Here is a 13,731-nt window from a genome sequence, read left to right as displayed (position 1 = left end):
CTACTCCTTCCTCCAGGAAAAATCCAGCCTCCGGAAGCTCCTGTGGGGACTACAATATATTGGAGAGAGAGAAGGAGGCTGCGAGCTGAAGATAGGCATCGAGGAATCCTGATGTGCGCTTCTTTATATAGAGTTGAACGGCCAGATATTCGTCCTCTCGATTCACCACCCATTTCTTGAGCGTAAAGGGATCGTTCACGGAGATACTCGCCTCATCTGCGATGCTCCCCGGGTATACCCGAACAACTCTGTAATTCTCCTCCCACGGCAGGCCTCCACCCACCTTTTCCACTCTCATTCCAAAAAGGACCGAAAACACCACGGGACGCGGGGCCCGGTTGAGGATCCATTCCGCCACTCTCTCCGGCCGTTCCCCAAGTGCCGTGATGATACGTCCCGGTTTATCCTCATGCAGGTAGTCGAGAGAGACAAGCGTTCCCGGACCGAGGTCGAGAAGCACCCGCTGGGCCTCCCTGAGTGTGTGCACCCTCCGTCCATCTATCGATGTGATGACGTCGCCTGGGCTCAGGGGAAATCCATCGAGGGGTCCACCGGGGATCACCTCCACGACCTCGATCCCACTCTCCCCTTCGTACAGTGAGAGTCCCAGCCACGGGTACATCACCCTCCCTCCCCCATACAGGCGAGGGATGATGAGAGGAAACCAGTACCCCGGAATGGCGAAGTTGATACCTTCGAAATCCTCCACCCCGGCGAATATCACCCCTACCACCTCCCCTCTCTCGTCCAGGAGCGGACCTCCGCTGTTTCCGGGATTCACTGGTACATCCACCTGAAGGACGTCCCCCAGTTCGAGGAAGGGCCGGTGGAGGGCCGAGATGATCCCCGAGGTGAGGGTGCTCTGAAGACCTCCGGGAGAACCCACTGCAAAGAGCTTCTCTCCCGGGGAGAACCCTTCTCTCAAGGAAAGAGGAAGCACCACAGGGACGTCGACCTCCGTCTTGAGAAGGGCGAGATCGAAGACAGTATCATACGCGAGGACCTTTGCGGGTATCTTCTCCTCCGGTCGTGAAGGGAGACGGACGAAGACCCTCGAATAGCCCTCGTAGGAGGGATCGACCTCCGAGTGGATCACATGATAGTTGGTGAGCAGGTGGCCCCGGTCATCGATGAAAAAACCGCTTCCTATGGCCCGGTCGGGCACTCCAACCCCTTGGCGGATGGAGATTCCTCTGTCCACCCAGATGGTCACCACCCCTCCTACATATCGGGTCAGAAGATCGGAGGATGGGGAAAGGCTCTCACCCCCATCGGGCGAAACCTTTGAAAGCCAATAGGAGTACTTCCACTTTTTCGCCTGTGAGATATATGGTTCAAGGGCCTCACGAGGAGGGGAGTATCCCTCCTCCACCGCTCGATAGAGCATCATCAAGGCGGGAACCCAGCAATGCTCCTCCCGCAGGACTTCCGCCTCCTCGAAGAAAAGGCGTCCTCTGCTCCACTCGGGCAGTTCGACCCCAAGCGTCGTGAGACTCACGAAGAGCTCGCGGGCTTTCCCGAACTCTTTTTCCTCGATGGCCTCCGAAAATCCCGCCTTCATCATCTGGAGGGCCCGCTCCCTCAAATGAACACGATCATCGTCCGAAAGGGCGGCGCCTCCTCCTGCCTCCATGAGGGAGAGAAGCGTAAGCACACGCTCCGGTTTTCCGTCATCGAGGAGGGATTCGAGCATGGAGATCGTCACCTCTTCCACAGGGGGAATGGTCTCCTGCGCCCTTCCGGATTCGGTGACGCAGGACGAAAACACGAAAACCGAGAGAGAAATCCACAGGAGGATCCCCTTGAGATGTTCATTTCCCATGATCATACAGCTCCTCACACATGCTGATGAAATCGAACGAGTCACCCAACAGTGAGGGCGTCCGCAGAGTGGGGGTGGGTCCCCCATTCTCCATGAACCAGCGATATTCCGCCTCTTCGTAGCGATAACCGAGATTTTCTTCCGACACCGTGCTTTCCACGAGATTCCCTTCGGCATCGAAAAGGTCCTCGATCTCGAAGATCCCATCCCCATCGGGATCGCGCTCGCCCTTGAACGGAACGCCCCCACGATACCATATACGAACATCCCATCCCTCTTCCCCGTAGAGGCGAAGCTCCTGTTTGAGTATCTTCCGGCCCTCCAAGGTAAACTTCCGCCAGGGCAACTCATCGGAGATCCTGATTTCCTCAAACGAGACGGCATGGCGCCAGAGCTCATCGAGGGAGAAAGAAAAGGAAGGACGGCTCCCACCCCAATCGGCGAGATACCAGTCGGCACCGCCGTGAGGGATTCCCCTGATGGGCAATTCCTGAGAGAGGCTGGAGAGCGAGAGGATATACTTCCCAGTGTCGGTGTTCCAGGAGCATCGTGAGATGTACGGGTACGGAGCGAACTCCACGGAAAAGAACCGTTCCCTCACAGGATATACAGCGAGGAAGGAAGGATTCCCATTGAGATAGACCACTTCCAGTTCCGGTGCACCGTCCTGATTCTCGTCGTACGAGAGCCGCACAGGACTGCCCCTCTCCATCTGAATCGAATATTCCGGCATGCCGTCCATGTTGGTATCCCAGAAATACCAGGGACTTCCCTCTATGAATGCACGCAGGGAGACACGTTCCTCTTCCGTGAGGGAGGCCCCACGGGTGCAGGACAGGAGGAGTTCCCTCTGCCTATAGCCCCCTTCATGGAGGAAACCTTGCCACAGGAGAGGATCCCGAGGACGTTGTCGTGCCAGCTCGAAGGCCGAGAGGAGGGAGGATGCCTCCCCGTTCCTCCGCCACCGTGTGACCAAAGGACGAAGAAGCTCGACACGCTCCTCTTCAAAGAACAACCGTACGAGACTCTCCAGGTGAGCGATATCCCCACCTTCAGAGAAGACCATCCGCGAAGGGGATCCCACACCCAGGAGTGCGGAACCTATGATGAACCATTCCTCCGAAGGGTACAGGTGCAGCGCTCGCGTGAACCATGCTTCCAGGTCGGGGTCATCCGTCCGTTTCATGGCCATGAGCAGGAGCCTGTACCATTCGGAAGGAACCCTCTCCCGGGAGGCGACTTCATCCCGGAGAAGACGAGCGAGCAGGTGGTACTCCTTCTGCATCCAGAGCACATTGAAATAGAGGGTCTCTATCCGTTGGGGTTCCACGTATACAGGCGCGAGAGGGGCACTCAGGGCTTTCACCAGTGCATCCCGCACCTCCCATCCCCTCCCCGCCCGGTCGAAAAGAACGGCTGCCTTGACGAACCAGAGATCGGGGAGATCCTGGGAGAAGTCCAGGCCCCTCAACGCGATCTGAAGTGCACTCTCCAGATGTCCCTCATCGTAGAGATCGACCGCGGTCCGGGCATATATCTTCGCCACCTTCGAAAAGAGGGGCTCTTCCTCCGAGAAAAGGGAACCACACAACCCTCCCCAGAGCAGGAAGAGGAGCAACGATCTGGATTTCACCCCCGTCCACGGCCTCCTTCGCTCAAGCTTCTCCCGGAACCCGCCGGGGCCTCATATTCAGGAGCTCGCATATATCCTCTTCAGTGAGGGTCTCTCTCTCGATGAGAGTTCTCGCGAGCACGTCGAGTTTTTCCTTGTGTTCCCCCAGGAGATTCATCACCTCGTTCAAGGCAGAGGTGAGGATGTTCCTTATCTCCTCGTCTATCTTGCGGGCGGTCTCCTCCGAATAGTCCTTATGCCGAGCGATCTCCTTGCCGATGAAGATGGGCTCCTCCTCCTGTCCAAGGGCTACGGGCCCAAGGGTTTCACTCATCCCCCACTCGCACACCATCCTTCTGGCGATCTCGGTGGCCTGTCTGATATCCTCTTTCGCCCCCGTGGTCGTCTCATTATACACGATCTTCTCGGCCGCATAACCCCCGAAGGCGACTTTTATGCGATCCATCAGCCAACTCTTACTCTTGGAGTACTCGTCCTTTTCCGGAAGGGAGACCGCCATTCCCAGCGCCCTCCCCCTCGGGACGATGGTCACTTTGTGGAGGGGATCCACGTGCTCGAGAAGGAAATGGAGGAGCGCGTGACCGGACTCGTGATAGGCCGTCTTCTCCTTTTCTTCCCTGCTCAATACTCGAGACTTCCTGGCGACTCCCATGAGGATCTTGTCCCGCGCTTCCTCGAAGTCTTCCATTTCCACCACACCTTTGTTCTTACGAGCGGCGAGGAGGGCTGCCTCATTGACCAGGTTCTCGAGATCGGCCCCGGATGTCCCCGCCGTCCCGCGAGCGATCCGCTCGAAGTCCACATCCTCTCCGAGCGGAACCTTACGGGCATGAATGCGCAATATCGCCTCCCGCTCCTTCACATCGGGCATGTCCACCACAACCTGACGGTCGAAGCGTCCCGGCCTGAGAAGGGCCGGATCGAGGACATCGGGGCGGTTGGTCGCCGCGAGCACGATCACCCCTTCCTTGCTCTCGAATCCATCCATCTCGACGAGAAGCTGGTTGAGGGTCTGTTCGCGTTCATCATGTCCCCCCCCATATCCTGCCCCCCGCACCCTTCCCACGGCATCCAACTCATCGATGAATATGATGCAAGGGGCATGCTTCCGTCCTTGATCGAAGAGGTCCCTCACGCGTGCGGCACCCACTCCCACGAACATCTCCACGAAATCCGAACCGGACATATGGAAGAACGGCACTCCGGCTTCTCCGGCCACCGCACGGGCAAGCAGGGTCTTCCCCGTCCCGGGCATCCCCACGAGCAGCACTCCCTTGGGGATACGGGCGCCCATACGGGTAAACTTGTGAGGATTCTTGAGGAACTCCACCACTTCCTGGAGCTCGTTCTTCGCCTCCTCCTGGCCGGCGACGTCGGCGAACATCACCTTCTTGCCGTCCTGATACTGGCGCGCCCTGCTCTTCCCGAAGGAAAAGGCCTTGTTTCCTCCCACCTGCATCTGTCGGAACATGAACCATATGAACAGAAACCCGATGATCCATGGGATGAGTTCGAGAACGATACGGAGTGGAGAGACCCCCTTCACGTCCCCAGAGACTCGGACCCCTTTCTCCCGGAGCTCGCGCATGAGCATATCGTCATAGTAGGGAATCTTGGTGGTGAACAAGGTCCTCTCACCATCCCTGCTCTGGAGTGTACCACGTATCTCGAACTGGTCGAGAATGGTGACCGAATCGACCCGCCCCTCTTCCAAGTAGGAGAGGAAGGTGGAATACGGGATCTCAAGGCCCGTGTTCTGGCTCGAAAAGAAAAAGCTGATGATAAAGAGGGTAATGAGGGCAAAAAGAAAGATGAGAGCAAAACGATTGCTATTGGGATTGAACTGGAACTGTGGCTGTTTAGGATCGCGTTCTTGATTCACCGCTCAATGCTCCTTCCCACATGGTGTAATCGGATATACAGTACATCCTCGTCTCCTTTGAAAGGGACAGGGTTCGGATCGGCAAAGATATCCTCATATCCCGCCCATCCCCCGAGTATCGCTACGATACCCTTTCCTGGAGCTTCCAATACGGGAATACTACATCTCAAGTGAGGAGGAAGGTTCCACATCTGGAAAACCTTATGCACACTCCTTCTGAGAGACCCCCTCGCCACCGCATCTCCCGCCTTTCTGGATCGGCACACATACGTTCCCACAGGCAGAACCATCTCATTCGCTCCAGGCCTTCCCTTCTCGAAGGGAATGTGTCGACCACATCGGACCTCCATCCTCAACTCGTCGGTAAGTCGAAACTCACCTTCTTTTTCTATCACTACAAAATACCCATTTTCTCCATGAAGGACAACATGGGACCGCACCACGAGATACTCACCCTCCCGCCGCATCATGACCCCTCTCCCCACCACTATCCCGTCCCACAGGGATTCCGGATGCCATACATACGGACGTATGTGCCAGAAAGGCAATTCCTCACCCTCGGATGACCCCTCTCGACTCATGAACACCTGGTACAACCTGTAGAAGAGGAGGTAACGCTCGAGGGGATCGGCCATCGACACGAGGTGGAAGGGAACCCTGAGTCCGGAAGGGATCTCCTCGATGGGGATTTCCCCGACAGGAACTCTTCTCTCCAGATAACGATGATACAACTCGGCCTTCTCGCTCAACGCCACGACGGCCTTCGTCCATCCGGGGAATCGCTTCTCGAGGAGCGGGAGGACATGGATCCTCAAGAAATTGCGATCGTAGGAATCCTTCTCGTTTGAGGAATCCTCGAGATAAGAGAGCCCCTGCTCCTGCAGGAAGGAAAGAACCTCACTCCTCGAACAGGAGAGAAGAGGACGGAGATAGCGGTCGCGTACGGGTGACATCCCCCTCAAGGCGAGAGGATCCGATCCCCGAAGGAAGCGAAAGACGACGGTCTCCACCTGATCATCCCGCGTGTGACCGAGGGCCACGTAGTCTCCTTCGCCTTTCGAGAGGAGTTCCTCGAAGAAGGCATAGCGCTCCTCCCTGGCCACCTCTTCCACACTCTTCTTCGAAGCCTTCGCACGATGGAGGATCCATCCTTCGGGGAGCCGCTTGATATGCGAGGGGAGGTCACGGGTCTCCGCCAGAGACATCACGAACCGATACTCCTGATCCCGCTCCGACCGAGGGCGTATCCCGTGATCGAGATACACCACCTTGAGAGTCAGGTTCAATCGTTGGCGAAGGAGGAAGAGGGAGTGGAGGAGCGCGGTACTATCAGGCCCTCCCGAACAAGCGACGAGGACCACCGCTCCTTCCACGTGATCGAATCCCTTGAAAAAGGTGTACACTTTTTCGAGCATCAGTAGTACCGCCGGTTGAGGACCTCCATGACACTCTCCACCTCTTCCTCGATGAGACGGGGAAGATGCTCCACAAAACGGAGTACCGTTTCCTCGATCCTCTCCCTTTCTTCCCGCGGAGGCACAGAGAGCACATAGTCCGCGAGGTCCTCCCCTTCTGGAGGACGTCCCACCCCCACATAGTACCGGACGAAGTCAGGAGAACCGAGGTGCTGAATGATCGATTTGAGACCGTTGTGTCCTGCGTGTCCCCCTCCGATCCTTAACCTGCCGTTTCCCGGCGTGAGATCGACTTGATCGCACACCACGACGAGATGCCACGGAAGCCACGTTCGATCAACGAGCAGATGTGAGAAGATCGCACCGGATCTGTTCATGTAGGTGAGGGGTTTTATGAGGACCACCTCCCGCCCCTTGATCGTCCCTCGGGCCTCAGCCCACAGAGCTTTCTCCTTGAAAGGGGCATGCAGATGGGTGGACGCTATGCGCTCCACGGTCCACCACCCTACATTGTGCCGTGTGAGCGCATAACGCCTACCGGGATTACCAAGACCGACGATATAGTACGGCGGAGCCAGGGTGCTCGCTCCTCAACTCAGTCCTCGGATTCCTCGGAGACAGCGGCACCGCCCTCTTCCTCGACCGCTTCAGGTGTCTCGACGACGACTTCGCTCACCGCGTGACCGACAGCCACCACCGTCTGATCCGGAGGATTGAGGATCTCCACGCCATCCGGGGCCTGGATATCCTGTACATGGAGGGAATCGCCGACTTCGAGAGACGAGATATCCAGTACAATCGCCTCGGGAAGATCCTTCGGAAGACAGGTGACTTCCAGTTCCTGCACAAAGAATTCCAGGAGTCCTCCCTTCTTCACCCCTTCGGGGGTGCCCTCGAGGTGGATGGGAACATGTGTCTTGAGTTTCTTCTCGGGATTGATCTCCATGAAATCGAGATGAATATACTGCCCTCGGATCGGATCGTACTGATAATCCTTTATGAGGACCTGCCGCGTCTCTTTGCCTTCCAAGGAAAGGTCCACGATGACATTCTCGGCAACGGTTCCGTGAAAAGTCCTATGGAACTCCCTCGCATCGAGCGCTACAGGCACCTGATCCTTTCCCCCATAGATCACGGCAGGGATCTTACCCTCCCGCCGAAGGGCTTTTGCCTCGGTCTTCTTCTGTGCCGTTCGCACGATCGCAGTCAATTTGGTCTTTTTCACGACTCACTCCCTTCTTCGAAATTACATAATTGATTGAGTACTCACATGTACACTACTGCAGAAAGCTGGGACGGCAGGATTCGAACCTGCGAATGCCGGGACCAAAACCCGGTGGCTTACCACTTGCCGACGTCCCAGAGATGAGACACGTATGGAATATAGTCCTATACTCCCGCCTGGGGAGCTTCATCTGCCATCGAGATCTCCTCACGCTCCCCCATCCGCTCGTACATGGAGAGGATATCGGCCTGAAGCTTCTCCCGGAAATCGGCCTTGATCGGATGAGCTACATCCTTATACTCCCCGTTCCGCGTCCTCCTGCTCGGCATGGCGATAAACGTCGCAGTCCTCCCCTCGATGACCTTTATGTTGTGCACCACGAAGCAATCATCAAAGGTGACCGTGACGTACGCCTTGAGTTTCCCTCCCCCCTCCACTCTCTTTATCCGGATGTCAGTAACTTCCATAGAGCCACTCCTTATGCTGGATCATCGCCCGATCACATCAGGCGCACCATACACGAGGCAACCGTTTCAGGGGGTGAGCTCGATAGGTTTCATAACCCTGTCGAACCATCGCAGCATCCGCCCTCACGAGATCGGCAAAGGAGGGGAAAACCCCGTACACCACACTCCCACTACCTGAGACGTTCGCGTAGAGGGCCCCTAACTCACCCAAGCCCTGCACGATATCTTGGAGGAGAGGATATCGGGGAACGAGTACGTCGAAAAACGCATTGCGAAACCCCCATTTTTCTGGAGCGTACATCTCATAGGACTTCACGATCCGCCTCGGGGACAACCCCTCGTGCATCACGACCTCTTTCCGTTCATCGTAAAGTGCGTACGCCTGCACGGTGGATATGGGAAATCCAGGTGCCACACACAGGAGCCAGAAGTCGTCTCTGGGTTTCACCGGACGGATCACCTCCCCCCTTCCCTCCACGAGGGCGGCCGGAGCACGACAAAAGAAGGGAACATCGCTGCCCACCTCCAGTCCGAGTTCAGCGAGTCGCTCTTCTCCCAAACCGACTCCCGTGAGGGTATCGAGCACCCTCAGCACGGCAGCAGCATTGCTCGAAGCCCCGCCGAGACCTGCCCCGGAAGGGATGCGTTTTTCCACCTTGACATGAACATATCCTCTCCACCCCGTCGCCTCTCTGAAGATCCGGACTGCCCTGTGAACAGTACTCTCTTCAGGAGTGGCCGGAACACCATCCACTACATCTTCTTCCGCGTCTGTCAAAGAACGAATCCATATCCTGTCGAATATGGATATCGTCTGGAATATCGATCGTATATTATGATAACCATCCTCCCTCGTGTCAAGTATTTCGAGGTGGAAGTTCACTTTGGCAGGGGAGAGTACCAGGGCATCCCAGAGCTTTCCACCTCTCGTCCTAGTGCTCCACATAGTGGCACCCTACCGATACCTGCTGAGACACCGCCGACTGGGCGATGATTCGAGCCACGAGAACCGCATTCCGCAGTTCGACGATATCCCTTCTCACCTTCGCCTTCTTGTAAAAGCTTTCGACTCGATGCTGGAGGTAGTTGATATCGGCGAGCGCCCTGTTGAGACGCTTGGATGTCCGGATGATCCCCACATAGTGCCACATCAGAGACCTGAGGTACTTGAGATCGCTCTTCACCAGCACCGGATCCACGTCCTCCTCTTGAGGGGGGAACACCCAATCAGGTATGCTCCTCTGAAGGCGTCGAGAGGGGCGGGAATGTCGACGGGCGATGTCCTTACCGGCACGGATGCCGAAGGTGAGCGCCTCCAGGAGCGAAACAGAGGCCAGCCTGTTGGCTCCGTGAACCCCGGTGCAGGCGCACTCCCCCACGGCATAGAGTCCCGGAAGTTCCGTCCGCCCATCGAGATTCACCTTCACTCCTCCACAGAAATAGTGGGCTGCAGGGACCACCGGGATGGGGTCCTTCGAGATGTCCAGTCCGAGCTGCAGACAGGATTGATAGATGTAAGGGAATCGCGTCCTCACATCCACGGAGAGGTCTCTCGCATCGAGGAACACATACTCCGTCCCCTCCCTCTCCATCTCCCGGTAGATGGCCCGGGCCACTTCATCCCTGGGAGCCAGATCCTTGAGCGGATGTATGCGCTCCATGAAGTACTCGCCCGAATGGTTCATCAGGCGGGCACCTTCCCCTCGAAAGGCCTCTGTGATGAGCATTCGCTTGAAGTCCCTATGATACAGCACAGTGGGATGAAACTGGATGAAATGGGCATTGATCACCGGGACTCCCGCACGGGAGGCCATCGCCACTCCATCACCCGTGGCTCCCGGAGGATTCGAGGTGTGAAGAAACAGATTACCGACCCCGCCGGTGGCAAGTACCACCGCCCCGGTGAAGACGAGATCGACCCCACCTTCCGGATTCAGAAGATACACTCCTACCACCCGGGATCTGCGATACCGTTCCTCGGGGTCCAGAGAGTTGTGGCTGTTCGTCACGAGATCGATTGCCGTGTAGCCGGAGAGGAATTTCACGTGCGGATTCGAACCCACATAGGCGAGGAAGTGCTCCTGGATGCTCTTTCCCGTCTCGTCCTTCACATGAAGAATACGCCTCAGAGAATGGGCCCCTTCCTTGGTGAAATCGAATCCGTCCGTTGTGGTGTCGAAAGGAACATCCGCCCGTTTTATGAGATACTCTTCCACCATCTTGGGGCCTTCTTCAGCAACCAACCGGACGGCCTCCTTGAGATTGTAGTAGGCCCCTGCTTCAAGGATATCCCTCATGAGAAGGTCGGGAGAATCGTTCTCCCCCCGGTATACGATCCCCCCCTGCGCCAGGTATGTGTTCGATTCGAGAGGATTATCCTCCTTGGTGACCACAAGGACATCGAGACCTTCCTCGGCGGCAGCCACGGCGGCACTGAGCCCTGCGAGCCCCGATCCCAGCACCACCACATCCACATACTCCCTGTTCCAGACACCCATCCGTACTCCTATCCTGCGGCGACTACTTTCATGGAGAAATCGAACGCAGGGGCTGAATGTGTGATCCTCCCCACCGAGATATAGTCAACTCCCAGTTTCGAGACTTCGGCGATTTTCGGAAGGTCCATATCCCCCGAACACTCGAAGAGGACCTTTCCCCTCCCCCGGCGTATCGATTCCTCCATCTCACTCGGTGACATGTTGTCGAGCATGATGATGTGTACACCGGCACCGAGGGCCTCTTCCACCTCCTCCACGGTACGACACTCCACCTCTATCTTGAAGCGATCCCCCCATCTCTCTCTGACCCGCTCCACCGCCTTGGTGATGGATCCCGCCCCATCTATGTGGTTGTCCTTGATGAGCACCATGTCATAGAGACCCATCCTGTGGTTTTCCCCGCCCCCGATCCTCACCGCGTACTTCGAGAGGCGTCGGAATCCGGGGAGGGTCTTCCGGGTGTCGAGGATCACCGTGTGTCCCGACTTCCCCGCCTCCTTCACGAACTTCGACGTATAGGTGGCGATCCCGGAGAGAAACGCCAGGAAGTTGAGGGCGATCCGCTCCCCCGTGAGGAGGTCCGCCATCGGGCCGGAGAGCTCAGCGACCACATCTCCACGGGAAAGCACATCCCCGTCCTGCCGGAGGAACGAAACCGAGATGCGCTCGTTGATCTTCCGAAAGACCCTCTCGAACACGAAATCACCAGCCAGTATCCCCTCCCCTTTACTCACCACGCGGGCGGCACCCTCCGCCTCGGGAGGAAAGATGGCCTTGCTGGTGACGTCACCTTCCTCTCCCAGGTCCTCCTCCAGGGCGAGGGAAATCAAATCCTCCAACTCTCTTTGGTACATCTCCTGAAGGGACTTCATCCTCGATCGCATGAGGCTATGCTATCGCAATGTATACAAAAAGACAAGAGAAGACATTCAAGAGCCTTTTGCGCTGTACTGCTTTTTTTAGTAACCCAACGGGAATCCTGGGCAACAACGCTCTGTAATGTCTGCTTAGGGTGTCAACGTTACCGTATTCTCATCCGGAATAGTACTCAGAACGGTACACTATGCACGATGGTTTGCTCGCGTTCACTCCACCACGGCGGTTCTGTATCCGAACTGGACACACCTTCCCTCAGGATTCCTCAAGGGAACGTGGATACGGGGGATCGGTTTCGGTAAGACCGCTCGTTAGGCCGCAGGCCTGACCAGGGAGCGCATCTGGTTCGGCTGGTTCTCTCGCACTCGTCCCAGGGCAAGGGCACTCATGACAGAAAACACCAGCGTGAGGTGAACCGACAGTTTCTCCTGCCCCCGGATCGTGTGGAGTTCCAGGCTAAAGCTTCGATCCAGCCGGCTGTGGATCCGCTCCAAGGCCGTTCGCTTGGCATACTCCCGCTTCCACCGATACGAAGATCGGGCGAGAGGCGTGAAGACTCTGCGGTCCGTGGAGAGGGGGATCCGAATACAGGAGGCCAAGGGACAGGAGGCTTTGCCTGCACACTCATACCCATAGTGCACCGCAGGACAGCCGTACTTCAACGTGCCCCGCTTCTCTTCAAATCCCCGGTAGGCCATCTCCCGCTGCGTCCCCGTGGCCATACAGACACAACTCACCGTCCCCTGGTAGTCATACACCACGTTCGGTGTCCCTGCCACCAGCTTCGTCTCCTCTCCATCTTTCCACAGGTTGCGAATATCGATGACCGGTTTGATCCGGTGCTCGTGCCACAACAGATCTATCAACGTGCCATCATCATAGCCCCGGTCGGCCGTGAACACTTCCGCCGCCTTGAGTATATGCGGCCTATGGCGATCCAGGGACCGAATCAGCTTTCGCATCACCGGCACCTCGTGCTTTGAGGCCCGACTCACCGTAAAGGCCACCGGCAGTTCATACTCTGTATCCGCAAGGAGGTGCACCGTAAACCCGAACCATTTCTTTACCGACTTCTGTACCTCCCCCCGTTCATTCTGATACACATACTCATGACACCCCCAGTCCGCATCGTGCTCCCCTCGCCGGTCTCCGGCACCCTTCCCCCTTCGACGGGCAACGCTTGCTATCCCCTTCCCATCGGCTCCCAGCCGCCGCCCAAATCCAGGCAGCTCCCGGTAGCACTGATCCACCAGGCTGGTAAACACCCTTACCAGTGCTTCCCGGATACTCCGCTTCCTCAAGGTGGAAAGAAACCGGCTGTACGCGCTGGCACTGGGTACCGCATCGCTTCCCCGGGTAGGATCACATCCACACAGGTCCCTCAGTTGCCCGTTCCGCAAGAGCTCCCGGCGTAGCTGCTCGATGCTCGGGTGCTGAAACACTATCCCCGCAACGAGCGAGTTCCACATCGCCCGTACCGGATATTCATTCCGGCCTCTCCCCCGCCTCTGTTCCAGCTGCTGCATCAGTTCCTCATCCGGCAGGTTCTCCAACACCAGCCGAAGCCGATGTAAATCCCCCAATGCTTCTACATCGTGCCAGCAAAAAAGTGATTTCTGTGCTATACTTGCCATGGGCCCCTCCGTCGGTTTTCTGCTACCATGATTCTATCATGGAAAAACCCGGGGGCCCTCTTTTTTGGGGTCAATTTTTCAACTCCGACCTCGTTTTCCCCTTACTATCGCACCGTTGGACCGCTTTTTTGGGGTAAAATAAATCCCCACCCGCTTGTAATGTCTTTACCTATCGTTGCGTGAAAACAGCGCAAAAGGCTCGGAAGACATTCAAGGGGTACTTGATTATCACACCCTCTCTCCTGCACACTATGTCCTGTCATGGATCTTACAGAAATC

11 protein-coding genes and 1 tRNA gene are annotated in these 13,731 nt (G+C 56.9%); all 12 read right to left on the bottom strand.

Annotated features, from left to right (window positions below):
* Positions 1 to 49: 49 nt before the first annotated feature.
* Positions 50 to 1,822 carry a trypsin-like peptidase domain-containing protein gene (locus SPITH_RS05455; RefSeq protein ID WP_014624697.1) on the bottom strand — a complete coding sequence of 591 codons (1,773 nt, stop codon included), beginning with the start codon at positions 1,820 to 1,822 and terminating at the stop codon, positions 50 to 52.
* The gene (locus SPITH_RS05450) at positions 1,812 to 3,455 is read right to left on the bottom strand and encodes a tetratricopeptide repeat protein (RefSeq protein ID WP_014624696.1); all 1,644 of its coding nucleotides are present in this window, start codon (positions 3,453 to 3,455) and stop codon (positions 1,812 to 1,814) included. Before SPITH_RS05450 ends, SPITH_RS05455 begins: the two co-directional genes overlap by 11 nt.
* 22 nt (positions 3,456 to 3,477) lie before the next feature.
* On the bottom strand, positions 3,478 to 5,337 hold the full coding sequence (gene ftsH, locus SPITH_RS05445) for an ATP-dependent zinc metalloprotease FtsH (protein WP_014624695.1): 1,860 nt from the start codon (positions 5,335 to 5,337) through the stop codon (positions 3,478 to 3,480).
* On the bottom strand, positions 5,334 to 6,752 hold the full coding sequence (gene tilS / locus SPITH_RS05440; protein WP_014624694.1) for a tRNA lysidine(34) synthetase TilS: 1,419 nt from the start codon (positions 6,750 to 6,752) through the stop codon (positions 5,334 to 5,336). The genes ftsH and tilS overlap by 4 nt, the downstream gene beginning before the upstream one ends.
* Positions 6,752 to 7,312: an aminoacyl-tRNA hydrolase gene (pth, locus tag SPITH_RS05435; protein ID WP_155816512.1), complete on the bottom strand. Its 561-nt coding sequence runs from the start codon at positions 7,310 to 7,312 to the stop codon at positions 6,752 to 6,754. Before pth ends, tilS begins: the two co-directional genes overlap by 1 nt.
* Positions 7,313 to 7,347: 35 nt before the next feature.
* Entirely contained in the window at positions 7,348 to 7,977 is a 630-nt protein-coding gene (locus tag SPITH_RS05430) for a 50S ribosomal protein L25 (RefSeq protein ID WP_014624692.1), read from the bottom strand.
* 65 nt (positions 7,978 to 8,042) lie between these two features.
* Positions 8,043 to 8,114, bottom strand: a tRNA-Gln gene (locus tag SPITH_RS05425).
* A 27-nt stretch (positions 8,115 to 8,141) separates the two neighbouring features.
* Positions 8,142 to 8,444 carry a septation regulator SpoVG gene (gene spoVG, locus SPITH_RS05420; RefSeq protein ID WP_014624691.1) on the bottom strand — a complete coding sequence of 101 codons (303 nt, stop codon included), beginning with the start codon at positions 8,442 to 8,444 and terminating at the stop codon, positions 8,142 to 8,144.
* A 37-nt stretch (positions 8,445 to 8,481) separates the two neighbouring features.
* Positions 8,482 to 9,390, bottom strand: coding sequence for a 4-(cytidine 5'-diphospho)-2-C-methyl-D-erythritol kinase (gene ispE / locus SPITH_RS05415; protein ID WP_014624690.1), 909 nt, complete (start codon positions 9,388 to 9,390; stop codon positions 8,482 to 8,484).
* Positions 9,377 to 10,942: an L-aspartate oxidase gene (gene nadB / locus SPITH_RS05410; protein WP_014624689.1), complete on the bottom strand. Its 1,566-nt coding sequence runs from the start codon at positions 10,940 to 10,942 to the stop codon at positions 9,377 to 9,379. The genes ispE and nadB overlap by 14 nt, the downstream gene beginning before the upstream one ends.
* An 8-nt stretch (positions 10,943 to 10,950) precedes the next feature.
* Positions 10,951 to 11,826 carry a carboxylating nicotinate-nucleotide diphosphorylase gene (nadC, locus tag SPITH_RS05405; protein WP_081467732.1) on the bottom strand — a complete coding sequence of 292 codons (876 nt, stop codon included), beginning with the start codon at positions 11,824 to 11,826 and terminating at the stop codon, positions 10,951 to 10,953.
* A 303-nt stretch (positions 11,827 to 12,129) separates the two neighbouring features.
* Positions 12,130 to 13,452, bottom strand: a complete 1,323-nt coding sequence (locus SPITH_RS05400; protein WP_014624687.1) for a transposase — start codon at positions 13,450 to 13,452, stop codon at positions 12,130 to 12,132.
* Between the last annotated feature and the right edge of the window lie 279 nt (positions 13,453 to 13,731).

This window comes from Spirochaeta thermophila DSM 6578, assembly GCF_000184345.1.
Lineage (GTDB): Bacteria > Spirochaetota > Spirochaetia > Winmispirales > Winmispiraceae > Winmispira > Winmispira thermophila.
The sequence above is the reverse complement of the archived record's forward strand: the minus strand, read 5'-3'. Positions and strand labels throughout refer to the sequence as shown.

Coding starts and splice junctions, on each gene's coding strand:
- nadB (WP_014624689.1), bottom strand. CDS start 10,942: ATGGGTGTCTGGAACAGGGAGTATGTGGATGTGGTGGTGCTGGGATCG.
- SPITH_RS05455 (WP_014624697.1), bottom strand. CDS start 1,822: ATGGGAAATGAACATCTCAAGGGGATCCTCCTGTGGATTTCTCTCTCG.
- nadC (WP_081467732.1), bottom strand. CDS start 11,826: ATGCGATCGAGGATGAAGTCCCTTCAGGAGATGTACCAAAGAGAGTTG.
- tilS (WP_014624694.1), bottom strand. CDS start 6,752: ATGCTCGAAAAAGTGTACACCTTTTTCAAGGGATTCGATCACGTGGAA.
- spoVG (WP_014624691.1), bottom strand. CDS start 8,444: ATGGAAGTTACTGACATCCGGATAAAGAGAGTGGAGGGGGGAGGGAAA.
- SPITH_RS05400 (WP_014624687.1), bottom strand. CDS start 13,452: ATGGCAAGTATAGCACAGAAATCACTTTTTTGCTGGCACGATGTAGAA.
- ispE (WP_014624690.1), bottom strand. CDS start 9,390: ATGTGGAGCACTAGGACGAGAGGTGGAAAGCTCTGGGATGCCCTGGTA.